Below are 24836 nucleotides of genomic sequence, written 5' to 3' on the forward strand. Positions count from 1 at the left end.
GGATGGAGGATTACAATCATAATCACCCACATTCAAGTTTAGCTGATTGTTCACCTATCGAATTTAAATTAAAAAGAAGTGCGTAATTTGTTTAGTTTTGAATTGTCGGAAAAACGGGGGACTTACACACTTATTTTCATAAATATACATTTTTTCAAATAATTATAATTACGATTTTTTATTTAACCTATCTTTGAGTTATGACAATTAAACTTATATGTTTTACATTTCTATTAATACCTTTTTTATCCTACTCTCAAACAACAGCCCAAGTAGTAGGCATAAAAGACGGTGATACTATTGTTGTTCTATTGGAAAATAAAACGCAACAAACACTTCGACTAGCAGAAGTTGATTGTCCGGAAAGTGGTCAGGCGTTTGGAAAAAATGCAAAACAGTTTACTTCGAATGCGGTTTTTGGAAAAGAAATAACTTTTGAAGAAACAGATCAGGATAGATGGGGACGTACCATTGCAAAAATATACTATGATGATAACTTGTATCTCTCTGCTGAAATTATAAAAGCTGGCTTTGGTTGGTGGTATCATTATTATTCTGATGATGAAACTTTAGGAGAGTTACAAAAAGAAGCAGAACAGCAAAAATTAGGATTGTGGCAAGACTCTCATGCTATTCCTCCTTGGGAATTCAGAAGATTAAAAAAATCAAAAAATATAATAAAATATCGCTAACTTTATCATTATGGATAATCTCTCACTTGAGGAATATGAAAAATTATCCGACCATGATAAATACGACTTAGTATTTAAGCAAGGCGATTTCATTGATATTCATATAAAATCAGATTCTCGATTTGTATTGTATTCGTTATTTACATTTTTTGTAGAGGTCGAATACAAAGTATCTCAGAATAAAATTAGCGGAATTGATTATTTTATTGATGGAGATAAATTGGAAAGATATACCAACTATTAAAGGATTATTTCGTTTTTTGTTTTTCTTTATTTTTCTTTAAAAAGAGAAAATCAGCTATCTCCTTTTCAGTAACAGCATCATAAATTTTACCAAATAGATTCATTGAGAAACCTAATGATTCAACTACTGCTATTAATGTAATGATTCTTGATTTTGTGTTAGCGTTAAAAATATCATTTACAGTAGCTTTTCGTAAATCTGCAGCTATTGCAATGCTTTCATAACTCTTTAAAACTTCTTTCTCATCATTTGTATTGACAGGATGTGTTTTGTTTTCACTCAATAACTTTTTAAGTGTGATTGCTACTTTAATTTGAACATGGTTATGATACTTTTTATCCACGATGCCAATTAAAGAATTTTACAAGATTTATTCGGTACGCTTTGGCGTACCGAATAAATTATTTATATTTGAATAAAATTATAGTATTAAAATAGTTTAATAAATTTGCAATTCTTCCAATAGGATAAAAATATTAGAAGCAATTGCTTAGATTCTCGAATCGAAAACTGGTAATTTTTACGCACGAGAAAATAAGCAAGATGCTCACGACCCGGGCGTGGGCTCTCTTATTCGTGCAAAGGCATACCAGTGCCCCGATTCGGTAAGTTGAGTTCCACGCCTTTTGCGTTTCTCAACTCTAAGCACTTCAAATTTCTTGGGTCTTGCAAATGGCGAATTTCGAAACACGAGTTTCAAATTCCTAAAAACAACAACACAGAAATAAATTTTAAAAAAAGAAGGCTTATGAAAACAAAACTCTTAAAAAAGCAGTAAGTACACCCAAAAAAGGTATTAATAACTGAATGTGTTAGTTATTTGATTTTCTCTGTCGGGGCTTCCACTAGGGGTGCCGGGCAAGAAGCATCGCCCCGGCAGGGATTTTTACCGCAACCAAGAGGTGGAAAAACATCCACTTGAACGATTCACCAGGACTTATTGAAACAACGTCACTTACTAACTGTTTAACAGCTTAGCAGGTAAAGACGACAAGAAGAACTATGCTCAGATTGAGCAAAACCTTGGCCATCAAGATAGGAGTTGGAAACCCATCTTCCACACTTCTCTCTTGCTCAGCCACAAAAAATGTATCACTAAAACCATTTTAATTATGAAAACAAAATTATTATTAATCTATTTATTAAGAAGAAAGCCCACAGATTGGGCAATTCTCTGGAAAGGAGTAGTGCCGGTCAACTACCTTTTGCTGGTCCTCATGGCATTGTACTCATTTGCACCGGCACATCCTCCTTCCTCAGTTGCTTATCCAAGCACAGAACAAATCCAGGACCTCGTTACCGGAACCGTTTATGATGCCGGCGGAGTTATCCCGGGCGTTTCCGTAAAAATCAAAGGAACCAACATCGCTACGACCACCAAAGAAGATGGCACCTATGCCATTTCAGCTTCGGTAGGAGACATTCTGGTTTTCTCTTTTTCCGGCTACGAATCCGTTGAAATCACCGTAAACGACCAGCTTGTCATAGACGTAGAACTATATGAAGCCATTGCCTTGGAAGAAGCGCTCATCAATGCGGGGTATTATACCGTAAAAGATAAGGAAAGGACAGGGAGTATTTCACGTGTATCAGCAGAAGAAATAGAAAACCAGCCGGTCAATAATGTGTTGGAGGCTCTGCAGGGAAGGATGTCTGGAGTTCAAATCACAGAAAATTCCGGCATTCCCGGTGGAGGATATGACGTTTTAATTCGGGGTAGAAATAGTATAACTGCCGGAAATGAACCTTTGTATATTATTGACGGTGTACCCTATGATATGCAAACCCTGGGGGTTCGGGATGTATCGGGCGCAACTATACCCGGTGGCAATATAAATCCGCTAAACACATTAAGTCCCTCTGCTATAGAGTCCGTGGAAATACTGAAAGATGCAGATGCTACGGCTATTTATGGTTCACGTGGCGCAAATGGTGTTGTTTTAATTACGACAAAAAAGGGAAATCAAGGAAAACTTTCTTTACATGTCAAAGCATTTTCAGGATTGGCAAAAGTAACCCAAACAAAGAAATTGATGAATACCCAACAATATTTAGCCATGAGAGAACAAGCGTTTCAAAATGATGGTATTTCAGATTACCCTTCTAATGCCTATGACATAAATGGCACTTGGGATAGAACGAAATACACAGATTGGCAAAAAGTATTCATTGGAAACGCGGCTACTCAAAATTCTGTTGACATAGCATTATCCGGAGGAAACAAATATACCCGGTATAGAACCGGTGGTAGTGTCCTCAAAGAAACAACGGTATACCCCTCTGACTTTGCTTACAACAGAATTACAGCTTTTTCCCAAATTAACCATTCCTCTAAAAATGATAAATTAAGTTTTGATTTTTCATTTAATTATGGGGTAGATAATAACTATCTTCCGATAAATGACCTCTCACAAGATGCTCTTTCACTACCTCCCAATGCTCCGGACTTATACGATGAAGAAGGGGAGTTAAATTGGGAAAATTCCACTTGGGAAAATCCATTTTCAAAATTAAATGCGAAATACAAAAATAAATCGGTCAATCTGATTGGCAACGGAGTTCTATCGTATCGATTTATAGAAAATCACCGTTTTAAAATTAATCTGGGGTACACAAGATCAGAACTCATTGAAAAGAAAATCTTACCCCATACCCTTTACAATCCGGCGTATGGGTATTCCAGTCAACAATCTCGCTATCATGAAAACAATGGGGTCAGAGATTCTTGGGTGATAGAACCCCAAATAGAAGGAGAATTTAAATGGAAAAAAAATGAAATCCTATATACGGTAGGAAGCACCTTGCAAGAAAAAAATTCACATCAATTGTATTTGTCTGCAGAAGGCTATTTGAACGATATATTCATTGAAAATTTTAGTGCCGCCAATCAAGTCTTTGTTAACTCTGAGAATAGCTCGCAGTACAGATATTTAGCCGCTTTCGGAAGAATCAATTATAAGTATAACGGCAAATACATCCTCAATTTGACCGGAAGAAGAGATGGTTCAAGCCGATTTGGATCCGGTAATAAATTTGCAAATTTTGGCGCAGTGGGTTTTGCTTGGATCTTTTCAAAAGAAAAATTTGCAGAAAACGCCCATTGGCTTAGTTTTGGAAAAGTCAGAACAAGCTGGGGTACTTCCGGAAATGATCAAATAAATGATAACCAATACCAAAATACGTACAACATTTCGGATAGTGATTATGACGGTGTTACCCTATACCCAACTCGACTTTTCAATCCGGACTATGCATGGGAAATCAATAAAAAATTTGATATTGCATTGGAAGGAGCGCTATGGAAAAACTGCGTTAATTTTGAAATAAATTATTTTTCAAATCGATCTGGAAATCAGTTGGTAGGAATCCCCATGCCCGGAACCACCGGCTTTTCTTCCATACAATCCAACTTAAATGCCGTTGTGCAAAACTCCGGTTGGGAGTTCTCTCTAAGCTCTACTATCTGGAACAATAAAAACTTTCGTTGGAGCTCAAATTTTAATCTGACTATTCCTAAAAATAAATTGATTGACTTCCCAAATCTGGAAAATTCGACTTATGCAAATCTGTATGTCATAGGCGAACCTATCACAATTGTAAGACTATACCATACAACAGGAATTAACCCTGAAACAGGTATTTTTGAATTCGAAGATTATAACAATGACGGTGTAATTAATACGGATGACAGAAACTACATAGTAGATCTATCACCGAAGTTTTATGGAGGACTTTTCAACTCGCTTCAGTATAAATCAATCTCTTTGGATTTTTTATTTCAGTTTACTAAAAAACTGGGCTACAATGAATACCACGGAAACTACGCCCCTCCGGGAATGATGACAAATCAACCGTCCTCTTACCTAAATCATTGGGAAAGTCCCGGTGATTCCAATTCAAATTATCAACAGTACACAACAGGAAGCAACTATGAAGCTTATCTGGCACATATTAACTTCATAGAAAGCAATAGAATTATTTCGGATGCTTCATTTATACGACTAAAATCACTTTCCGTATCTTATAGCTTAAAGAACATAAAAGGTATCGATTTCTGTAAGATATCCCTGAACGGTTACAACCTATTGACTTTTACCAAGTACAAAGGAGGCGATCCTGAAGTGTCTACTTCCTACTTACCCCCTCTCAAGAAATTATCCTTTGGAGTTGAAATTAAATTTTAAAAATAAGAATCATGAAACATATCAAAAATAATTGTCTAAAAAAACTAACCCTATTATTTATCCTTTTTACTTCAACAATTTTCAATGCAAGTTGTGAAGATTTTTTAGAGGTTGAACCCCCCATTAGTGAGATTCCGTTTGATACCGTATTTGAAGATGAAAATCTAGCCAATGCAACCGTTGCAAATATGTATACAAAACTGAGAGATGATATCCTGTTTTCCGGTATGTTCAATGGAAATGGCATCATCATGGGATTGTATTCAGATGAATTGGACTATTATGCCACTCCTGGAAACCCTTTGGAAAGCTTTTACAACCATACGATTCTCCCAAACAACCAGGTTGTAAAATCGGTTTGGGATGGTTGCTATAACCTTATTTATGCCTCTAACAGCTTCCTTGAAGGCATTTCGAATTCGACCACTTTAGATACAGAAACCATAAACCGACTGATGGGTGAAGCTTTATTCATTCGCGCAGTTTGTCATTTTTATTTGACAAATTTCTTTGGCAACGTTCCATATATAATATCAACCCATCATATCGAAAACCAAAATGTTTCCAGAACAGATAGTGAAATAATTTATCAGAATATAATTGAAGATTTGATTTTATCAAAATCTTTACTAACAGAACAGTATCATATTGAAGATAAAATCAGAGCCAATAAATATGTTATTTCTGCATTTTTAGCAAGAGTTTATTTGTACCATGAGGACTGGGCACTCGCTATGGAAGAATCTTCGCAAGTGATAAACGCCAGCTCCCTTTATTCATTGGAACAAGATATAAATCTAGAGTTTAACAAAAATAGCACCTCAACTATTCTTCAATTAAAACCCGGAGTAGAAGGACTAAATACCTGGGAGGGTATGATCTTAAATTTCACTTCACCTCCAAATAATTTTGCCCTGAATCCGGAGATTTATGAATCTATGGAAAATGAAGATCTAAGAAAAAATAATTGGATATCCATCGTCACAGACGGTGATAATGTATGGTACGCCAATACAAAATATAAAGAAAATAGTTTTACAGGAACCACTATAGAATATGCAAAAGTTTTAAGATTATCCGAACAGTATCTGATTCGTGCCGAAGCCCTTGCCCGACTTGGAAATCTATCACAAGCAAAAGAAGACCTAAATGCAATTCGATTCAGAGCAGGTCTGCAAGCATCCATAGCGCAAACCCAAGACGATTTGCTAAATGAAATATTGCAGGAAAAAAGAAGTGAATTTTTTGCCGAACAAGGACACCGGTGGTTTGACTTAGTACGATTCAACAAAGCAGAAGAGGTACTCATTCCCATCAAACCTAATTGGAGAAATACGGATTTTCTTTTACCTATTCCTGAAATCGAACTACTAAACAACCCGAATTTGTTACCACAAAACCCTGGATATTAATTTTGAAATATGAGCTTTTCTAAAAAATCTATATACCCGATATGGATAATGATAATCATGACATCCTATCTATATCCTCAAAATTCTTTGAAAACTTACACTTCCGACTTAGATAGCTTATGGAGTGAAAATGTTTACATCGATAAAATAGCAGATGACGGAAACTGGATTACGTTTACAGAGGATTATTGGCACAAAGAAGACAGCCATCATCTCCTAAAAACCGACCATAAAAAACACATCAAATTACCCAAATCATCAAAAGCAGACTTTTCTCCTGACCATAAATGGTTCGCTTCTAAATCAGAAGACAATGTATTAACCCTGATAGATTTAAATTCCGATTTTAAGAAGATTTGGCTCCATGTACATAACTTTGAGTTTTCTTCAGATGGAAAGTATTTAAATACGTTAACTCGTGATTCAACTCTCTTATTTCATCTAAATGTCTTTGATCTCAATAACTGGAATTTTGATACTTTCCCCGGCGTTAAAGAATTCATCTGCTTACAGGAGTATGAACTATTATTTCTGTCTGAAACCAACGATAGTACTCAAAGTTTAATCGTATTTAATCCCGTTAATAAACAAAAAAAAATACTTTACGAATCAATTGGTAAAGAAATACGGAATGTAGATTGGACCCCGGCATCTGAAAGCATTGTATTCATGGAAAAGGACAAAGACTCAAATCAGATAGTTCACATTAACCGGAAAGGAGAAGTTAAAAAACTGAAGGATTACGATTTGAATACATTTTATCCAAACTATAAAATTCACGCCAAAAATGCCTTTCATTCAGGAGCTTCAGAGGATTATGTTTTCTTTTATAGACAACCGATGGAGGATGGAGTTGCAAAGGGTAAAAAGGTTGAAAATTGGAATACGACAGATTCGGTGATTTACCCACGTCGCCAAGCATACAAAAATCAGACGGAAGATAGTTTACTCACCCTATGGAACCTAAAAGAAAATAAGATCCACGAAGTTTCTACTAGAGAAAAACCATCCATAATATTGAATCCACACCTCGATTTTTGTTTAGTCTATAATGAATTAATTTATGAACCTATGTATAAAGAATATCCATATGTCGATATTTACATAAAGATGATTGATTCCGGAAAAGAATTGTTAATCTCTGATAAAGTTTATAATCACCCACTTAATATCTCTATTTCACCAAAAGGAAATTATGTAGCATTCTTTAGAGATAGCCAATGGTGGGTTTGGGATGTGAAAAGACAAAAGACGATATCTGTAAATAGTTCGAATTTAACAGATTTCTTAGAAAATGAAAAGCCAAATAAAGTAGGACTTACTCCTTTTGAAACTGTTTTTTGGGTCAGCGATGGAAATTCTATTCTTATTTCAGATGAATATGATGTTTGGAAGTTCGATATCCCAAAAAATAACCTATCACGTTTAACCCAAGGAAAAGAGCAAAACAAAAAATACAGAGTTGCTAGAGATTACTACAGCAATACGAAAAAATACCTGTATTTTTTTCTAAACGCTTATTCTTTTATGCTTCCAAACGAGGAAATAGTGATAGAAATTACAAAAGATGATGATTCTAAATCATATGAACTATTCAATGGAAAAACCTCCCTTAAAATAGCAGAGGGAGAGAAGAGCACGAGTGAAATAAGAGGCGTAAATCATCATTATTTCTATAAAACACAAAAATACAATGCACCCCCATCTATTCATTATCGTAACCTAAAATCCCCAAATTCTACTTTGCTTTACCAAAGCAATGAAGATCTTTTACACTATGATTTAGGTTATTCAAAAAAAATACAGTACCCTACAAAAAATTGCGATACCCTAGGCGGTGCTTTACTGTATCCTTCAAATTTCAACCCTCGTAAAAAATATCCGCTTGTGGTTTTCATATATGAAAAAGCATCCGAAAACATCCACAATTTCAACTCCCCAATTTTCCCGGGTTATACGGGATTTAATCCGCTCAAATATAGTTTAAACGGTTATTTTGTTTTACTGCCCGATATTAAATACGAAATTGGAAATCCCGGTAATTCCGCTTTGGATGCTGTAGTAAACTCTGTTGATGCCACTAGTAAAGTTGCACCTATTGATCACAAAAAAATTGGATTATATGGTCACTCATTCGGAGGATATGAAGCGGCATTTATTGCAACTCAAACAGATAAATTCACCGCAATAGTTGCCGGTTCTGCCCCTACTGATTTTAGCAGTTGGTACCATAGCGTTGGATGGGACTGGAATAAACCTGAAATGTGGCGATTTGAATCAGGTCAGTTCAGAATGGGAGATTCTTTTTATAAAGTAAAAGAAAAATACTTGGAAAATTCCCCTATTGAACACATAGGCAAACTAAATACACCATTGCTTTTATGGGCAGGAAAAAAAGATTTACAAGTCCATTGGGTCCAAAGTGTTTCTTTCTTTTTGTCCATGATGCGCTTAAAAAAAGAAGGAAAATTACTTTTATACGAGGATTACCACGCTTTGACTGATAAGGAAAATCAACTACACCTATCGAAAGAAATATTTAATTGGTTTAATTTTTACCTGAAATAAATGGAGGGGGCCCCCTCCATTTGTTTAATAAATAAAAATTTAAGGATGGTACAGCAACCCATCGCAAGTTGTAGTCCCCCATTTAAATACCTGATTAGCGCCAGACATACAAAGAACATTTGATGTATTGCTACAATTTCGGGTTACAATCTCACATTTATTGTTATTGTAGATATACTCAGTAACAAGTGAATCTTCTCTCCCTTTATTCTCCGTTGCAAAAGCAAAGGCAATAGCCGTCAAAAATGCCATAATAGGCAGTCCTGTTTTGAAAATTTTAGTTTTCATACGTGTTAATTTAAAATTGATGACCTACTAGTTTATACAGGTGTTCGGCCTTCCTCCTGAAACGCGCGTTATTTTTTATTCCCTATAGTATTTAGGTTGTATTTTTTGTATCCTTAATTGATCACCTACTAATCCGAATACAGTATCCCTGACTACTTTAAATTCTCTTAATATCTGATCCGGTTGATGGTAGAAATAAAAACTGTGCGAGTATTCGTTGGTTGCTATGTTGTAGCAGTCCAATATACTTGCGGATCTCAACACTTCTTCACTCTCATATTTCCCCAATCGCGAGCTGTTCACATAAAGTTGATCTCCCCATACAGAAGCCGTGCGGTTGACCACCGTTGCTTTTCCCAGTTTATAGGCATCCTCTTTTTTGTAATGTGCCACATCCAACTGTGCCCGGCTAATCGTATCAATGGTTTTGCCGGTAAATAAAAAATCAAATTCAGAATCGGCTGTTTCATATTGGTTACGATAATAATATACATAGAGGGCTTGTTTTCGTTGGGAATTCCACATTAACAATCCGTCTGTATCAAAGATGTCATTGAATTGTGCTTTCAGGATTTTCTCATGAAGTTGAATATATACCGAATCCTTTTCCTTTTTCAATTCCCCTACCATAGTAGATTGCGTTTTTGTACTCGTAGTCGTAAAAACCAGACGCAAGGAGTCGATGACCTGAAACTGATAAAAATAAGCGTCATTTTTTGAAAAAGTCTTGGCATTCCAGTCTTTTGTATTTCCCCTGAAAAGAACAGGAACCGTTCCATCTCCTACAAAGAAATAGGGGGATTCTACATCTATCCGAACTCTTTTATAAGGCAATTCATAATCCTCAATTTCCACTTTGATTTCTTTGGATCTTTTTAAATCCCGGCTGATAGCTTTTAAATACAATGGCGCATTGTAATTACCAAGATAAATTAAACTATCATCCACCCCGGCAATGTAAAAAGCATTGGATTCCAATTGGAAATTGCCTATTTCTTCCAGTCCATGTGGCATATATTTCCGCTGAAAGGCATTGTTCCGCTTGATTTCCTTTTCAGAAAATAGAAACAATGCAATCACAATGGCTGAACCCAGAAGGCTTAATCCTAAATAGTGAAATAGCTGCTTTTTGAAATGGATGTTATGGCTTAGAAACAACCCTGCAATCGCCAGAGCGATAAACACCATATTGAACACCAAATGTTCCGTCCACCCCAGATCTTCCAATACCCCGCCACACGAACAAGGGGTAAAGGAAGTGAAATTCAGAATGATGATAATGTACACCGTAAACATTACCATCAGAACAAAAGAGATAATAAGCCCCAATCTCCTCGTTCTCTCAAGTACCAAGAAAACAGCAGTCACTAATTCTACAATGATGACGGCATAGGATATCGGAACTGCAAAAGCACCCAGTAAGGGTGATTGACCTAATTGTGTTTGAAAATCCTGAAACTCCAGAAGCTTACTTACTGCTGCGTACACAAATAGTAAAATAAAGAGATAAGCAATAGAAACATCTAGTCCTGAATATGAAGGTTTTCGAACTCGCATTGGAAAAAAGTTTTAGATACCCCAAATTTAGGAAGAGAAAAAGCCGAACATTTATCCCAACATGGAAAATAATTGACACAAACGAGAAGTCAATAACCTCAATAAGATCAGTGCCCCTCAATTTCTTTTCTTAGACGCAAATGCTCCATATATTCTCCTGGACGCATACCGGTTCTGGATTGAAAAGCTTTGGTAAAACGACTCGTAGAACTAAAACCTACTTCCTTAGCGAGAGACTTATTATCATAATGTCTTATTTTTCTATCCTTTTCCAATAAATCCAATAGATATTCAATTCGCAAATCATTTATGTAGGCACTAAATGTTTTATTCTTTAATTTTTTAATAGCTTCTTTTAAATAAGCGACATTGGAACCAAATTCTGAAGCGAGTTGAGCTTGAGTCCAGTCCTTCTTTAAAAATTTACCTGATTGTTCAAATTTAGACAATTGATTCCCCAGATTCGACAACACAGAATCGTTTAATTCAATAGATCTCGTTTTCCGCTCACTTTTTATTTGTAACTTTTCTTTCCTTATTTTCCCTCGGTAAACAAAAGCCAAAACACTAATAATTAAAAAGCTTCCTATACCGGCCAAGAAACACCATTTTTCTTTTTCCTTTTTTTGCAACGAGTCTTTTAAAGCATAATTCTCCTTTTGCGATTGTGCAAAATCATATTCTTTCAGGATTTTAGGAGTTAGGATTAGATATTCTTTTTCATAATGCCAATTTGCCTTGGACAATTGAGACAAATGATAATTTACACTATCTGTATTTCCCATTTCCTGATAATACTGACCTAAATAGTAGTAAGCCTCCCTCAGCTGGGGTTGTATATAATTATGTCGTTCAAATATTTCATCCACCTTGCGGAAAAAACCCACAGCCTTCTCCCGCTTATCGAGTACCCAATGACTTTTTCCCAAATAAAAATTTCCCATAGCAATTTGAGCGAAATCTCTGCTGCTCTCCATCACCCTCATGCTTTCTCCTATTAACCTGATCGCTGTATGGTAATCATTCAAATAGGAGCTATTAATTCCCAACAGCAAATTGAAATAAGCCTCCATATTTATAGATAACTTTTCTGATTCTGCTTTCCCCAACGCAATAACTTCATTGCTTTGTGCAAAATCTCCCAACCGACTATAACACAAGGCCAAAGCATGTAAACTGTTCAGATAACCTCTTTTATTTTCTTTCCGGAAATATTCAATACAGTCTTTATAGTGCGCAATAGCTTCTTCATAATACCCAAGGTAATTTTTGACCTGTGCGAGATTGTATAGTATTTTGAAGTAAAGATATTCGTCATCCGTCTTTTCCAGATGTGAAAGGGATTTTAAATAAAGGTCCAGGGCAGGTTTATATTTCTTATACTTATAATAGAGTATGCCCTTCGATAAATAGGCATCAGCTTTTAGCAAGGAATTTCCTGATCTCTCCGATATCCAAACCATACTGTCACCATATTGCAAGGCTTCCTTCTCCGGCCGATAATAACTGAATAACCGATAACCATTGACTATTTCGTCATAATTACGCTCGCTTTTAGCGCGTTGAAGATAAGCGTTCAGATAAATCCTTTGCTGTGGCAAACCCTCATTTTCTTCGATTTGCTCATAGATCAAATCATAATAGTCTTGTACCTGAGCACACACCCTGTCAGAAGCCATCAGCACTATTAGAAGAATAACCCATAAGCTTCTTTTGAAAAAAAATAAACATTCCATCATAGATCAGCTGTTTTAGAAGGATGACCCTCTAAATTAAAAAATTATTCCATTATAAGACTGTATTGATTTTCGAAAAAAGAAGATGCACTTTTTCGAAAACCTTCTTACAACCATTTGTAATGAACTCTTTACTAGTCATAGTTTTGTTATGAATTCACAATGATACAGTTTCTCTTGCCCGGGGAAAAGAACTGAAAAATTATTCAGTAACTTTTTAAATCAACTCATTATGACACGCATAGCCCATTACACTGTATTTTCTTTTTTGACCTTTTTATTCATCTCTATTTCCTGCCTGAATGATGAAGATGTACCCACGGAATTCTTTGATGAATCTTTTACTGTTGACAACCAAATACTTGGCAAAACCGGAATAGATCCCGAAAATACGGCTAACCCTTTCGATTCTGTAGGGATTAACCATAATCTCTACCTCGAATCTTTTTGGGAAAACTTTGCAGACCCTGTCTCGATTACCGATGCAATCAATAAAATCAATATTTTAACAGGATTAGGACAATCAAAGATTTCAGCTAATAACCCATCACAAAAGATACAGGATATCTTGAATGATCCGGTCAACGAATTCGAAGATGCTTTAGAACAAACTATCAGCTCTTCTACAGCCAAAGATGAATTAATTGATTTTATAGATTTCCTTGAGATAAACAAACACCAGGAATTCACATATCTCCATTCTTTTATTACCGGATTTGAAGATGATGTGCTAAATGACACGATGTATTCAGCTGAAGATAAAAGAATTATTCTCTGCTTAACTTCTTTCATCCGTCATGGTCTCTACCTGAAAAAACGCCGCGACGATAAAGATTGGGATATTTCCATAGCCAGTAGGACGGGAGCACTTCTTGGTGCTGTTGTTGATGAACAAACCGCGGTTTACTGGGCTCTTTTAATGGGTATTTCCGAATACGCATTTTAAGAGCATGTCCTCCCTGGACCTGTCTGGGGAGGACTATTCTATTCATTAACCTACCCCAGATGGGAGTTGGACCCGACTGAATCAAACCCACAGGATTTTAAGTCCTGCCTTCAATCAATTATTTACTGGAATTTATGAAAACTTACCTTTTTCAAAATCTTAAATCGCCACTCACGCTGAGTTCTGAACTCACCGGAATGCAGATTCTTATAATTCTGAACCGGAGATTAACTTTTCTGTTGGACGGCTCCCGATATGAAGCACCCATCGGCTCAATTATACTTATTCCTGCGGGCAATACCCTTACCCTGAAGGCAGAAGACAAACATTCGTCCTTCTATCTGCTGAAGTTTTCCATTCTGGAACTTCCTGCTAAATTAAATATTAAAAACCTTACACGCTTAGAAAATATCAGCACATTAATCCTTAGTGCTTATGACTTTACCTACGTTAAATTACTCTTTCGATTACTACATTCACGTTTGACTTATGGTAAAGTTCATGAACCTTTCACAATTGGAGCTTCCTATTTATTAGCATCCTTAATCAGCGATTTAGATTGGTTGATGAAAAAAACCGTTCTTCAAAACCTCAATCCGGAATATGAAATCCATCCGGTTTTAACGGCTTTTATAAACCTTCTCAATCTTGAACATCATAGAAACAGAAGCGTGAGTTTTTATGCCTCCGAACTTTTCATGAGCGCTAGTAATCTAAGAAAAATAATGAAAAAAGAAACAGGGGAATCTCCACGTAAGTTCATAGACCGCTACATTCTCTATAAAGCCAAAATTCTTTTAAGTGCAGATTACTCTATCCAGTACATTTCAGACGAACTGGGATTTAGCGATATCTCTTCATTCTCAAGATTTTTTAAGAAAAACCAAGGCCTGAGCCCGGCCGCGTTCCGAAATATGATAAAGAAAAAAACTTAAATATTAAACCCACTCCCCATGACTACACTGAAATACTTAAATATCTTTTACAAACTTCTCAGAGAAAATAAAAATCTCAAACATTCACACTTAACACTATACCTTACCCTGTACAGGGAATGGTTCAACAACGGCTTCAAAAACCCAATTAGCATATCAAGACCAGAAATGATGCAAGCAAGTAAAATTCAGTCCTCCTCAACCTACCATAAATGTCTTAAAGACCTCCAGGATTCAGGATTGATTTATTACAAACCCTCTTTCAACCCCTTCAAAGGCACCAACGTATACATTCGAAAACTTAAATAATCCATCATCAAGCACCCCGCATCCTACACCCTACACCCCACACCCCAACAGCAAAAAAAGAACCCCGGCATCCGCCGGGGTCCACTCAATCATTCAGGTACTTCTTTAAAAGATACTTCATCAGATAGGAAACTCCGAAACTCACTACTGCACCAACCGCAGAAAGTATCATCGCTTCAAGAAAATCCCGATAGTTCAAAAAAACCATCACACTGAGAAAAGTACCTCCGGCCGTTCCGACCCTGAGAGAATCAAGATACATAAACTATATTTCTTCTTCCTCAGAAGCCTCCCGGGCGTCATCAACCGTAATCTGACTCACAGCCGATATCACCCCGCCCGCAACGGCCATATAACCGCCCAGACTTGCAAGAAGCAGCGGAAGCTCTACAGGTGCAGCAATTATACTGCCCCCAACGCCCGCAAGCACCAAACCAATGGTTCGAAGCACCTTGAAAAACCTCGGTGTCGGTGCCTTAGCTCTTTTAACTATATTCATATCATTCATAATTCAAGATTTAATAGTTAAATAAACTTCTTCCTTCAAATCAATGGTTTTATAAACCAGACGCTTAAGCTGCTCAAACGCCTTTACGGAATATAAACCCTTACCTGCACCTGATAACTCCAGGACTGGAGCTATACATCCACGCAACTCCCCGAGCGCATAATTAGCCGGATGAAACAGAATAGCCGAACGACCCGGTACATCCTCTATTTCAATATGCCATTTAAACCGCTCACTGTAACGCTTACGAAGCGGATAACGACCCTCAGGTATGCAGGAAACACTTCTCAGATTATCCCTCCAGGGCAACTCAATGGTATTACAAACTTTCCGTCCGCCGACAGTAAGCAAACCATTCGTGCCATCAGGGAAATAATGGCGGATAAGCTCCAGTTCCATTATACCGCATTTTCAATTTCTACCAGACTCAATGGGTTAAAAGCACCATTCTGAAGCGAATAATACTCACCGTTTACTTCCTGATAAAAATCAATACCCAGAACCACAGCCAAAGCCAGTTCTGTATCAGCCGTAAGAGCATGAACGTGGTTAATAGCCGTCGTCTCAATACCATCCAAAGGCATAAAAGGGGTTTCAGAACTCGCAACATTATACGTCTCCCCGGCAAAATCTATCTCTGCAGCCCCCGAGATAATTTTAAAATGGGTGGAACCACTTGGCGCAGTAATAGTGTTAATTGGGATAAATGGATTAACATCGACACTCATCTCACCCGATGAACGGTCAATACCTACATTATAACTTCCGAAGAAAGTCGTACTGAGAAGGCCTCTGTTGTTGAAATCAAATCCACTCAGTAATTTCAACTCGCCTTCACCTATATGTCGCTCACCTCTTAAACTTACCTGATCACTTTTGATCACCCAAAGCATCTGCCGTGAAAGTCTGGAAACCATTCGGCCGTCAGCACGGTTTAATAAAAGTGAGCGGAAAGCCGTTCTTAGCATTTTCCCGGCCTTACCTGCACGACCGAATTCAGCATTATTCTCTCGGGTACGTTGGTAGGAAGGATCAGAAGCAATTCTTCTACCATCAACACCACCTTTTTCGCGAACAAGATATCCATCACGAGTCCTGTAGAAAGTAATATCACCGATAGTACCTTCAATCTTAATAATTCCTTTTTGTTTTGCCATGATTAAAAATTTTTGAGTTAAACATTAAAAAATGACATTTCAATTTTCTTTCGTTGCAACTATTAAAATTGAATTTGATACAAACCTTTAACTTTTATTTCACTCAAAAAAATCCCCATGTCACATATGACCACCCATGACACTTATGTCGCTAAATGACATATAAACAACCGCTTAATCAATAAAAAACTCTAGAAAAAAATCACAAAACACTCGATGAAACAATCTCTAACTTCCTCCATCATCTATTCCCTTGCCCATCCTCCCTGTAAACCCAACATCCCACATCCTACACCCAGCATCCAACACCCTACATCCAACACCCCGCATCCAACACCCCACACCCCACATCTATTCTCTATTCTCTATTTTCTATGCTCCAATCCACCCCATCACTCAAACACTCAAACTCTCGTCACCCTGAGCTGTTATGGTGAGCCTGTCAAACCACGAAGGGCCGTCATGGTGAGCTTATCGAACCACAAACACCCCACATCCAAAACCCTACATCCAACATCTATTTTCTATGTTCTCATCCACCCCACCACTCAAACACCCAAACTCTCGTCACCCTGAGCTGTTATGGTGAGCCTGTCAAACCACGATGGGCCGTCATGGTGAGCTTATCGAACCACAAACACCCCACATCCAACACCCCACATCCAACACCCTACATCCAACATCTATTTTCTATGTTCTCATCCACCCCACTACTCAAACACTCGTCCCCTGAGCCTTAGCCTGTACTGAGCGCCGTGCCCGCCGTGGTGGGAAGTCGAAGTATCGAAGGGCCATCACCCCACACCCCAAAGCATACCCCATAGATGCACCATAGATGCGCCCAGTATACGTCCAGTATGCGTCCACTTATTAACAATTGAAAAAAGATCAAAAAACCATTTTTTTCACCCTGAAATGAGCAGAATTTTTCTCCATCAAATCTGTATTTTCATACCGTCTTACGAAAAGATTTTAATAAAAATAGATATAAATTTCCCCTCCAAAGTAGAAATGAAACAAGAGAAAAATGCTTGAGAATTTTAAAAACTATGTGGTTTAAAAAGATGGGAGTATTACTACTCTCTTAGTGCTAGTGGTGAAAGCTTTGTGCCCTTTGTGGTTAAAAATTGCATATAACAATATACAACCCAAAACACCCTCCCCTTAACTATACCAAAAAATCAACGAATCAATATAAGTTGCGAATCTTCCTCACCCGTTAGCCAGTGGTTTACAAAAGGTCTGATGTTTACATAATCTCCGGGCAATAATTCAACCTTCTGATCTTCTTCTTCGTAAAGGGTTTTCCCCGAAATGCACAACAACAAGGCAGGAATCTTGGTAATATGTTCCTTCAAAATCCCGTCTTTTTTTAATTGGATTGCCGTCACAATTCCTTTGTCACTCGTAAAAAGTTTAGCGGCCGATACTTCTTTGTCCGACTCTTTATGCAGATCTTCTAAGTTCATTGAATTTATTTTTAATTCAGAAAGTTACAAAATAAAAAAGGGAACCGCTTAGGCTCCCTTCTCTTTTAGGCATCGATTTTATCAAATCCTGTATAAGCTCTTAATTTCTCCGGAATTCTAATGCTTCCGTCGGCCTGCTGATGGTTTTCCAGAATGGAAGCCAGAATACGCGGCAAAGCTAGCGCACTTCCGTTCAGCGTATGGCAAAGTTCATTTTTCCCGTCAGCTTTATAACGAAGTTTCAGACGGTTGGCCTGAAAAGTTTCAAAATTTGAAACCGAACTCACTTCCAGCCATTTCTCCTGCGCAGCTGAAAATACTTCAAAATCATAGGTCATGGCCGATGCAAATCCGGTATCACCACCACATAATCTCAAAATACGATAAGGCAATTCCAAATCTTCCAATAATCCTTTCACATGTTCAACCATGGTTTCCAAAGCTTCGTAAGAATCTTCTGGTTTCTCTATGCGTACTATTTCTACTTTTTCGAACTGATGTAAACGGTTCAGTCCGCGAACGTCCTTTCCATAACTTCCGGCTTCACGACGGAAACATGGCGAATAAGAAGTCAGTTTAATCGGCAATTGCGAAGCATCCAATAATTCATCTCGGAAGATATTGGTTACAGGAACTTCTGAAGTCGGAATCAGGTACAAATTATCTTCGTTTACATAATACATCTGCCCTTCTTTATCGGGCAATTGCCCCGTTCCGAAACCTGAAGCTTCATTTACCACAAACGGCGGAATCACTTCGGTATAGCCGGCTTCGGTGTTTTTATCCAGAAAATACTGAATCAAAGCCCGTTGCAGCCTTGCGCCTTTTCCTAAATAAACCGGAAATCCTGCGCCTGTGATTTTTACACCCAGTTCAAAATCAATCAGATTAAACTTTTTGGCCAATTCCCAGTGTGGCAAAGCATCGGGTTTGGGTGAGGCATCCCCTTTTGTAAATACGATTTCATTATCTTCAGCACTTACACCAGCCACTACTTTTGAATGGGGAATGTTGGGAATCTGATAAAGCATAGATTTCAGGCTTTCTTCATATTCAGAAAGTAAATCCTGCAATTCTTTTACCTGAACTTTTTGCTGAGCCGTTTTTTCTTTCAGCTGATTGGCTTCATCCGCTTTTCCTTGTTGGAATAACTGACCAATTTCTTTCGATAATTTATTCGACTCTGCTAAAACACTGTCTAACTCAAACTGGGTTTTACGGCGAAGTTCATCTGTGTTTAAAACCTCATCGACTAATTCCAATTGTTTGAAATTTCTTTTTTTAAGTCCTTCAATGACTTTTTCTTTGTTTTCCTGAATAGCAGATACGACTAACATTTTTTAAGTTTTTGGCAAAGGTATTAATCGAAGTCCGAATTCCGAAGTCCGGAGTTCGAATAATTAGTTTTTTATTGAATTATTAATTTAAATGCTTATTATTTTAAATCGGGACGAGTCGGTCGAACTTCGATTTTACTCGGCAAAGTTCTCGGATTCATTTTTAATAAGTCCAACACCAATTCTCCGATGTCCTCCGGTTGAATTTTCCAAGCATCTTTGTCGCTCGGAACATGGTTATTGAAATTCGTCGCCACCGAACCCGGCATAATCGTCGAAACCTTGATATTGTACTTTCTCAAATCCAGCATAGCCGCCTGTGTAAAGCCAACCACACCAAATTTAGAAGCATTGTATCCGGCGCCGTTTTCAAAGAAATTGGTTCCCGCAAGACTTGCCAGCGTGATGTAATATCCTTCAGATTTTTTGAGCTCATCAACTGTTGCTTTCAATGTATGAAAAGCACCTGTCAGATTGGTATCAATCATTTGATTCCATTCGTCCAGCGTCATTTCATCCACCGATGCAAAATTCCCCAGTCCCGCATTGGCCAAAACCACATCGATCTGCCCAAAAGCATCTAAAATCTGTTCCACTGCGGTTTGTTCGTCCACAAAATTCCGCACATCAGACTGAACCCCGATGATACGGGAATTATCGCCCAGACCCGCTGCTGCCTTTTGAATTTCTTCAAGCTTTCTTCCGCTGATGGCAACACGCATTCCGGCATCCAATAAGACTTTCGCCGTTCCCAGTCCGATTCCTTTGCTTCCGCCCGTGATGTAGGCAACTTTATTTTTTAAGTCCATAATTAACTATTTTAATGAGTGAATAATAGAATTTTGAATGAATTGAATTTTGTCCTGATTTGCCATAATGTTAAGTTTAAAAGGTTATTTATTTTATTCATAATCATTAATAAACCGACCATTCTGTTATTCTATTATTCAATCACTCTCCCATTCAATCATTCTATTATTCAATCATTCTCCCATTCACTCATTCCTTCTCCCTGTCCTTCTTAAAGATGCTTCCAATTCCTTTTCCGATTTGCTCAATGGCTTCGATCCCTTTGTTGATCGGATCGGGCGAGAAGTTTTCGTAATCGTCAATGGAAATTCCACTTACATTTTCTTGCGGATACACCACTATCAGGTTATTTTGACCCAAATATCGTTCAAATTTATCAGGAATCCTTTCCAGGTGCGGTGCATAAGAGATAGAACCTCTTCTTGACGCGATAAACACTAGCAAATCACTTGGCGAAATATCTTTGGTGATGACCAGAAAGTCTTCCCAATAAGAGAACTTATTGAACGTCACTTTTCCTGTCAGTTTAAACGCTTTCATAATCTGCTGCATGGCTTCATAGGTTCTTTCTTCCGAATATAAAACCACCGGAATACTGTATTCCTGTGAAATCCTGAATACTTTCTGAACGATTGTAGGAAATCCGCTTTCTTTTTCCGTAAACGGCGGACAAATAAAAACCAATTTTTTCTTTTCAATCAACGGACGTACAAACCTGCAAAGCACAAGTCCTTTGTCCACATTATTGATGATGGAATCTGTTTTTTCCCCAAAAATTTTATCGATGAATCCGGTTTTCTGTGGCCACCCGATGATCACAAAATCGGCCATAATTTCTTTGGCAGCGCGGGCAATTCCACTCGCCGGATTATGGTCAATCGTCGTAATCGTACTCACACTGGATTCCGAAGCAGAACCCTGAAGAATGAATTTCTCGAGTTCCTTTTTGTATTTTAAAATGTTCAGTTCGGCTTCATTATTATTCGGAACCACTGAAAGCAATGTCACCGGATTGGTTGAGTTTTTGTCTTTTATAATTAGGGCAAAATCAAGCAGATTTTCCACCAAAGCCAGATTAGCAACCGGAATCAAAATCTGTTCGTTATAATGCGTCTGATTTTTCAATTCTTCCACCGAAATATCATTTTCTTCACTCAGCGCTATCTTCTTGGCAGCTTTTTCGGCCGCAAAAGATGCTACCACACAAGTAATCAGAATCAAAATAATGGTTCCGTTCAGAATATTATCGTCCAGAATATTGGCATTATAACCCACCAAAATCACCGCCAGTGTCGCTGCAGCATGTGCACCGCTCAGACCGAAAATAATTTGTCGCTGCGCAGCCGAATATTTGAAAATCCTCTGTGTAAAGAAGGCCGCCAGCCATTTCCCAAAAATCGCAACTACACTCAGTGTAAGCGCGATGACAATTGCCATGTGGCCGCTCAAAATTACTCTGATGTCAACCAACATCCCAACCGATATCAAAAAGAAAGGAATGAAAAGTGAATTTCCGATGAACTCAATCCGGTTCATCAAAGCAGACGAATGAGGAATCAGCGGATTTAAAGCAAGTCCTGCTACGAAGGCACCGATGATAGGTTCGATTCCGGCTACTTCTGCTAGGAATGCCGCAAAAAACACTACAGCCAAAACGAATATGTAATGCATATGCTTCTCACTTTCCAGCTTTTTGAAAAACCATTTCGCAATCCGCGGCATAACCAAAAACATAATGGCAGAAAAAATAGCAAGCGAAATTATAAGCCTGATCCAAAACAACTGATCCAGACTTCCCTGACTATTTCCGATGATTACAGCCAGAATAATCAGTACCGCAGTATCGGTCAAAATAGTTCCTCCAACGGTAATCGCAACCGCCTGATTTTTGGCGACGCCCAATTTACTCACTATCGGATAAGCGACCAGCGTATGGGTTGCAAACATACTAGCAGTCAGGAAACTGGCATTGAAATCATATCCGAGAAGATAATAGCACACTGGAAATCCAACCATTATAGGAATTATAAATGTCAGAAATCCAAACACCAAGCTTTTATTTTTATGGGTTTTGAATTCGTTCAGATCCAATTCAAGTCCGGCAATAAACATGATATAAAGCAGACCAATGGTGGAAAAAAGTTTGATGGCAAAATTATTTTCCAAAAGATTAAATCCATAAGGACCAATAATAACTCCTGAAATAATCAACCCGATGATTCCCGGAATATTCAATCTTTTCAGGAGAATGGGCGCCATCAGGATGATGAGCAGAATCAATGAAAAAACCAAAACCGGGTTCTGTAAGGGCAGTTCAAATTCTTCTGCTAAGTGGTTAAAAAATTCAGTCATACGCTTTTATATCGGTTCAACAAGATTCATTTTCGTTTAAAAAAAGCTGCTTTTTCGGACTTTCTTATTTGCAATGATAATAAAATCCTATTAAAAGCAATCTGGTCATTACTTAAAATCGGGCTTTCTTTTCTCCAGAAATGCTGAAACGCCTTCTTTGAAATCGGCAGAATCAAATAATTCTCCGAAACTCTTGATTTCCATATTGAAACCTTCTGGCGAATCACTTGCATTTACCGTTTGAATCGCTTTGGCAATCGCGGTTGAAGAATTCGCCGCTATTTTGGAAGCAATGGATTTTACCCTGTCCAAAAGTTCCGGCTGTGGTACAACTTCATTTACTAAACCGATTTCATAAGCGCGTTGAGCAGAAATCATTTCGGCGGTGAAAATCATCTGAGCTGCCTGTCCTTTTCCAACCAGTTTCGGTAAACGCTGGGTTCCACCATAGCCGGGAATCAATCCCAAAGTCACTTCAGGCAAACCTAATTTGGCATTTTCAGAAGCAATCCTGAAGTCGGCCGACATCGCCAGTTCCAGACCGCCGCCGAGTGCAAATCCGTTTACCGCAGCAATAACAGGTTTGGATAAATTCTCCACTTTGTTGAATACTTTGTCCTGACCTTCTCTGGCCAAAAGCTCCCCCTGCTGACTATTAAAATCTGAGAATTCCTTGATATCGGCACCTGCCACAAATGATTTTTCACCCGAACCTGTCAGAATAATCACACGGATGTCCGGATTTTTTTCTGCTTCGTCCAGAAAGGAACTTAATTCGTTTAACAATTCTTTGTTTAATGCATTTAAGGCCTGCGGCCTGTTGAGCGTTACAACTGCAATCTTGTTTTCCGTCTCTATGAGTAAATGATTATAATTCATGAATTTCTATTTTGTGCTTAAAAGTACGGAATTCGTAAAACCCGAAAAAAACTTTGGTAATCTGATTTATTTAATTTTACTTTGTACTTCAAAGTTCTTTAAAAGATGAATACAAATCCACATCAGGAATTAAAGGAAATTCGTTCGCTCATGGAACGAAGCAGCCGGTTTATGTCGCTAAGCGGCTGGACTGGCATCATGGCCGGAATTTATTCGCTATTGGGTGCTGCTGCAGCTTATTATGTGATTTTCAAAATGAATTTCGCCAAGGAAATTATTCCGCCGGAAGTTGATACATACGGTTCGGGACGTGCGGTTCACTATAATTACACCCATTCTTTATTGGAATTATTTTCTGAAAAAAACATTTTACTTTTCCTGATTGCCGGTATAGTGATTTTGTTTTCCGCTACCACCGCTTTTTATCAATCTTCTTTGAAAGCCAAAAAGCAAGGAGTTAAACTTTGGAACTCCACTACCAAACGTTTGTTTGTGCAGGTTGCGATTCCTTTGGTAACAGGCGGTTTGTTTTGCATTGCGCTTCTTTATTATGGAAATGCCGGACTGATCGCGCCTGCGATGTTGATTTTTTATGGAATGGCTTTGCTGAACGGAAGCAAATACACTTTGAAAGAATTTCATTCCTTGGCTTTATGCGAAATTGCTTTGGGATTGATTTCGTTGTTTTTCATCGGATATGGATTGTTTTTCTGGACAATCGGATTTGGGATTCTTCATATTTTTTATGGAATTTTGATGCAAAAGCGATACAAATGAGTCTCATCGACGGACTAAATAAAAACTTTGAAAACCGGGTACGACTCGGCTTGATGTCTGTGCTGATGGTCAACGATTGGGTGGATTTTACCGAAATGAAAGAATTGCTGGATGTGACCGACGGTAATCTGGCTAGTCATTCGTCTGCACTGGAAAAAGCGGAATATATAGAAGTAAAAAAAGAATTTGTAGGCAAAAAACCCAAAACTTCTTATCGGGTAACCCAAAAAGGCCGGGAGGCATTTCAAGAGCATTTGGTGGCGTTGGAGAAGTTGTTGGGGAGTTAAATTCGAACCTCGAAGTTCGAATTTCGAGATTCGTGAAAATAAATAATACAATATGAATTCAAAAATTATTCAAAACAACAAAAGGCTGAAAGCTATTTTGTTATGCGCTTTGGGATTACTTTTCATTCCCCTGATTGCGATGCAGTTTACAAAAGAAGTAAACTGGGCTTTTTCCGATTTCCTGATGATGGGATTTCTTCTTTCCGGCACCGGACTGATCATCGAATTGATTTTGAGGAAATTTAAAACGAAACGACAGCGAATTATTTTATGCATAGTCGCAGTCTTTGTTTTCGTATTGATTTGGGGTGAAAAGGCAGTGGGAATTTTCAATTCTCCCGTCGCGGGTTCTTAAAAAATTTATATATCAACTTTGAAATTCAAAGTAA

The 24836-nt window shown here is 37.9% G+C and carries 23 protein-coding genes; 10 read left to right on the forward strand and 13 right to left on the reverse strand.

Going from position 1 to position 24836, the window contains the following annotated elements:
* The first annotated feature begins 200 nt into the window (after window positions 1-200).
* Both WBF63_RS06635 and WBF63_RS06640 read left to right on the forward strand, forming a co-directional pair.
* Window positions 201-692, forward strand: coding sequence for a thermonuclease family protein (locus tag WBF63_RS06635; RefSeq protein ID WP_424368927.1), 492 nt, complete (start codon window positions 201-203; stop codon window positions 690-692).
* A gap of 10 nt (window positions 693-702) precedes the next feature.
* Entirely contained in the window at window positions 703-936 is a 234-nt protein-coding gene (locus tag WBF63_RS06640; protein ID WP_424368928.1) for a hypothetical protein, read from the forward strand.
* 4 nt (window positions 937-940) lie between these two features.
* On the opposite strand, the gene WBF63_RS06645 is transcribed toward WBF63_RS06640, so the two are convergent.
* Window positions 941-1279 (reverse strand): hypothetical protein, encoded by a 339-nt coding sequence (locus WBF63_RS06645; protein ID WP_424368929.1) that lies wholly within the window; start codon window positions 1277-1279, stop codon window positions 941-943.
* Window positions 1280-2048: 769 nt separating this feature from the next.
* Between WBF63_RS06645 and WBF63_RS06650 the strand changes: the two genes are divergently transcribed.
* The 3 genes from WBF63_RS06650 to WBF63_RS06660 all read left to right on the forward strand — a co-directional run bounded on the left by WBF63_RS06650 (window position 2049) and on the right by WBF63_RS06660 (window position 9100).
* Window positions 2049-5120, forward strand: a complete 3072-nt coding sequence (locus WBF63_RS06650; RefSeq protein WP_424368930.1) for a SusC/RagA family TonB-linked outer membrane protein — start codon at window positions 2049-2051, stop codon at window positions 5118-5120.
* A gap of 11 nt (window positions 5121-5131) precedes the next feature.
* Entirely contained in the window at window positions 5132-6532 is a 1401-nt protein-coding gene (locus WBF63_RS06655) for a RagB/SusD family nutrient uptake outer membrane protein (RefSeq protein ID WP_424368931.1), read from the forward strand.
* Window positions 6533-6619: 87 nt separating this feature from the next.
* Entirely contained in the window at window positions 6620-9100 is a 2481-nt protein-coding gene (locus WBF63_RS06660) for a prolyl oligopeptidase family serine peptidase (RefSeq protein WP_424368932.1), read from the forward strand.
* Between the two features lie 39 nt (window positions 9101-9139).
* Here WBF63_RS06660 and WBF63_RS06665 read toward each other — a convergent pair whose 3' ends face one another.
* From WBF63_RS06665 to WBF63_RS06675, 3 genes are all read right to left on the reverse strand, one after another.
* Window positions 9140-9388 carry a DUF6520 family protein gene (locus WBF63_RS06665; protein WP_424368933.1) on the reverse strand — a complete coding sequence of 83 codons (249 nt, stop codon included), beginning with the start codon at window positions 9386-9388 and terminating at the stop codon, window positions 9140-9142.
* Between the two features lie 75 nt (window positions 9389-9463).
* Window positions 9464-10945, reverse strand: a complete 1482-nt coding sequence (locus WBF63_RS06670; protein WP_424368934.1) for a DoxX family protein — start codon at window positions 10943-10945, stop codon at window positions 9464-9466.
* Window positions 10946-11052: 107 nt separating this feature from the next.
* The gene (locus WBF63_RS06675) at window positions 11053-12684 is read right to left on the reverse strand and encodes a tetratricopeptide repeat protein (protein WP_424368935.1); all 1632 of its coding nucleotides are present in this window, start codon (window positions 12682-12684) and stop codon (window positions 11053-11055) included.
* Window positions 12685-12913: 229 nt separating this feature from the next.
* Between WBF63_RS06675 and WBF63_RS06680 the strand changes: the two genes are divergently transcribed.
* Together WBF63_RS06680 and WBF63_RS06685 are read left to right on the forward strand one after the other, a co-directional pair.
* Window positions 12914-13627: a hypothetical protein gene (locus WBF63_RS06680; protein ID WP_424368936.1), complete on the forward strand. Its 714-nt coding sequence runs from the start codon at window positions 12914-12916 to the stop codon at window positions 13625-13627.
* A gap of 134 nt (window positions 13628-13761) precedes the next feature.
* On the forward strand, window positions 13762-14562 hold the full coding sequence (locus tag WBF63_RS06685; protein WP_424368937.1) for a helix-turn-helix domain-containing protein: 801 nt from the start codon (window positions 13762-13764) through the stop codon (window positions 14560-14562).
* A 394-nt stretch (window positions 14563-14956) separates the two neighbouring features.
* On the opposite strand, the gene WBF63_RS06690 is transcribed toward WBF63_RS06685, so the two are convergent.
* From WBF63_RS06690 to WBF63_RS06730, 9 genes are all read right to left on the reverse strand, one after another.
* Complete coding sequence (locus WBF63_RS06690; protein ID WP_424368938.1) at window positions 14957-15133, reverse strand: hypothetical protein; 177 nt, start codon at window positions 15131-15133, stop codon at window positions 14957-14959.
* Window positions 15134-15136: 3 nt separating this feature from the next.
* Window positions 15137-15379, reverse strand: a complete 243-nt coding sequence (locus tag WBF63_RS06695) for a hypothetical protein (RefSeq protein WP_424368939.1) — start codon at window positions 15377-15379, stop codon at window positions 15137-15139.
* Between the two features lie 3 nt (window positions 15380-15382).
* Entirely contained in the window at window positions 15383-15778 is a 396-nt protein-coding gene (locus tag WBF63_RS06700) for a DUF5675 family protein (protein WP_424368940.1), read from the reverse strand.
* On the reverse strand, window positions 15778-16536 hold the full coding sequence (locus WBF63_RS06705) for a hypothetical protein (RefSeq protein WP_424368941.1): 759 nt from the start codon (window positions 16534-16536) through the stop codon (window positions 15778-15780). The genes WBF63_RS06700 and WBF63_RS06705 overlap by 1 nt, the downstream gene beginning before the upstream one ends.
* Before the next feature lie 1181 nt (window positions 16537-17717).
* The gene (locus WBF63_RS06710; RefSeq protein WP_424368942.1) at window positions 17718-18005 is read right to left on the reverse strand and encodes a cupin domain-containing protein; all 288 of its coding nucleotides are present in this window, start codon (window positions 18003-18005) and stop codon (window positions 17718-17720) included.
* Window positions 18006-18070: 65 nt separating this feature from the next.
* A complete protein-coding gene (serS, locus tag WBF63_RS06715) occupies window positions 18071-19342 on the reverse strand; it encodes a serine--tRNA ligase (protein ID WP_424368943.1) in 1272 nt (423 codons plus the stop codon).
* A 98-nt stretch (window positions 19343-19440) separates the two neighbouring features.
* Complete coding sequence (locus WBF63_RS06720) at window positions 19441-20151, reverse strand: SDR family oxidoreductase (RefSeq protein ID WP_424368944.1); 711 nt, start codon at window positions 20149-20151, stop codon at window positions 19441-19443.
* Between the two features lie 190 nt (window positions 20152-20341).
* Window positions 20342-22504: a cation:proton antiporter gene (locus WBF63_RS06725; protein WP_424368945.1), complete on the reverse strand. Its 2163-nt coding sequence runs from the start codon at window positions 22502-22504 to the stop codon at window positions 20342-20344.
* Window positions 22505-22612: 108 nt separating this feature from the next.
* Window positions 22613-23383: an enoyl-CoA hydratase/isomerase family protein gene (locus WBF63_RS06730; RefSeq protein WP_424368946.1), complete on the reverse strand. Its 771-nt coding sequence runs from the start codon at window positions 23381-23383 to the stop codon at window positions 22613-22615.
* Window positions 23384-23488: 105 nt separating this feature from the next.
* On the opposite strand from WBF63_RS06730, the gene WBF63_RS06735 reads away from it, so the two are divergent.
* From WBF63_RS06735 to WBF63_RS06745, 3 genes are read left to right on the forward strand one after another with little or no spacing between them, the layout of a single operon-like run.
* On the forward strand, window positions 23489-24160 hold the full coding sequence (locus WBF63_RS06735) for a hypothetical protein (protein WP_424368947.1): 672 nt from the start codon (window positions 23489-23491) through the stop codon (window positions 24158-24160).
* Window positions 24157-24447 carry a winged helix-turn-helix domain-containing protein gene (locus WBF63_RS06740; protein WP_424368948.1) on the forward strand — a complete coding sequence of 97 codons (291 nt, stop codon included), beginning with the start codon at window positions 24157-24159 and terminating at the stop codon, window positions 24445-24447. Before WBF63_RS06735 ends, WBF63_RS06740 begins: the two co-directional genes overlap by 4 nt.
* A 52-nt stretch (window positions 24448-24499) precedes the next feature.
* Window positions 24500-24802, forward strand: coding sequence for a hypothetical protein (locus tag WBF63_RS06745; protein ID WP_424368949.1), 303 nt, complete (start codon window positions 24500-24502; stop codon window positions 24800-24802).
* Window positions 24803-24836: the final 34 nt, after the last annotated feature.

It is taken from the genome of Moheibacter sp. (genome assembly GCF_049672845.1).
Classification (GTDB): Bacteria; Bacteroidota; Bacteroidia; order Flavobacteriales; family Weeksellaceae; genus Moheibacter.

Excerpts from the sequence above, each read along its gene's own strand:
- WBF63_RS06635 (WP_424368927.1), top strand. The coding sequence starts at position 201 with ATGACAATTAAACTTATATGTTTTACATTTCTATTAATACCTTTTTTA.
- WBF63_RS06640 (WP_424368928.1), top strand. The coding sequence starts at position 703 with ATGGATAATCTCTCACTTGAGGAATATGAAAAATTATCCGACCATGAT.
- WBF63_RS06650 (WP_424368930.1), top strand. The coding sequence starts at position 2,049 with ATGAAAACAAAATTATTATTAATCTATTTATTAAGAAGAAAGCCCACA.
- WBF63_RS06655 (WP_424368931.1), top strand. The coding sequence starts at position 5,132 with ATGAAACATATCAAAAATAATTGTCTAAAAAAACTAACCCTATTATTT.
- WBF63_RS06665 (WP_424368933.1), bottom strand. The coding sequence starts at position 9,388 with ATGAAAACTAAAATTTTCAAAACAGGACTGCCTATTATGGCATTTTTG.
- WBF63_RS06670 (WP_424368934.1), bottom strand. The coding sequence starts at position 10,945 with ATGCGAGTTCGAAAACCTTCATATTCAGGACTAGATGTTTCTATTGCT.
- WBF63_RS06675 (WP_424368935.1), bottom strand. The coding sequence starts at position 12,684 with ATGATGGAATGTTTATTTTTTTTCAAAAGAAGCTTATGGGTTATTCTT.
- WBF63_RS06680 (WP_424368936.1), top strand. The coding sequence starts at position 12,914 with ATGACACGCATAGCCCATTACACTGTATTTTCTTTTTTGACCTTTTTA.
- WBF63_RS06685 (WP_424368937.1), top strand. The coding sequence starts at position 13,762 with ATGAAAACTTACCTTTTTCAAAATCTTAAATCGCCACTCACGCTGAGT.
- WBF63_RS06690 (WP_424368938.1), bottom strand. The coding sequence starts at position 15,133 with ATGTATCTTGATTCTCTCAGGGTCGGAACGGCCGGAGGTACTTTTCTC.
- WBF63_RS06695 (WP_424368939.1), bottom strand. The coding sequence starts at position 15,379 with ATGAATGATATGAATATAGTTAAAAGAGCTAAGGCACCGACACCGAGG.
- WBF63_RS06700 (WP_424368940.1), bottom strand. The coding sequence starts at position 15,778 with ATGGAACTGGAGCTTATCCGCCATTATTTCCCTGATGGCACGAATGGT.
- WBF63_RS06705 (WP_424368941.1), bottom strand. The coding sequence starts at position 16,536 with ATGGCAAAACAAAAAGGAATTATTAAGATTGAAGGTACTATCGGTGAT.
- WBF63_RS06710 (WP_424368942.1), bottom strand. The coding sequence starts at position 18,005 with ATGAACTTAGAAGATCTGCATAAAGAGTCGGACAAAGAAGTATCGGCC.
- serS (WP_424368943.1), bottom strand. The coding sequence starts at position 19,342 with ATGTTAGTCGTATCTGCTATTCAGGAAAACAAAGAAAAAGTCATTGAA.
- WBF63_RS06720 (WP_424368944.1), bottom strand. The coding sequence starts at position 20,151 with ATGGACTTAAAAAATAAAGTTGCCTACATCACGGGCGGAAGCAAAGGA.
- WBF63_RS06725 (WP_424368945.1), bottom strand. The coding sequence starts at position 22,504 with ATGACTGAATTTTTTAACCACTTAGCAGAAGAATTTGAACTGCCCTTA.
- WBF63_RS06730 (WP_424368946.1), bottom strand. The coding sequence starts at position 23,383 with ATGAATTATAATCATTTACTCATAGAGACGGAAAACAAGATTGCAGTT.
- WBF63_RS06735 (WP_424368947.1), top strand. The coding sequence starts at position 23,489 with ATGAATACAAATCCACATCAGGAATTAAAGGAAATTCGTTCGCTCATG.
- WBF63_RS06740 (WP_424368948.1), top strand. The coding sequence starts at position 24,157 with ATGAGTCTCATCGACGGACTAAATAAAAACTTTGAAAACCGGGTACGA.
- WBF63_RS06745 (WP_424368949.1), top strand. The coding sequence starts at position 24,500 with ATGAATTCAAAAATTATTCAAAACAACAAAAGGCTGAAAGCTATTTTG.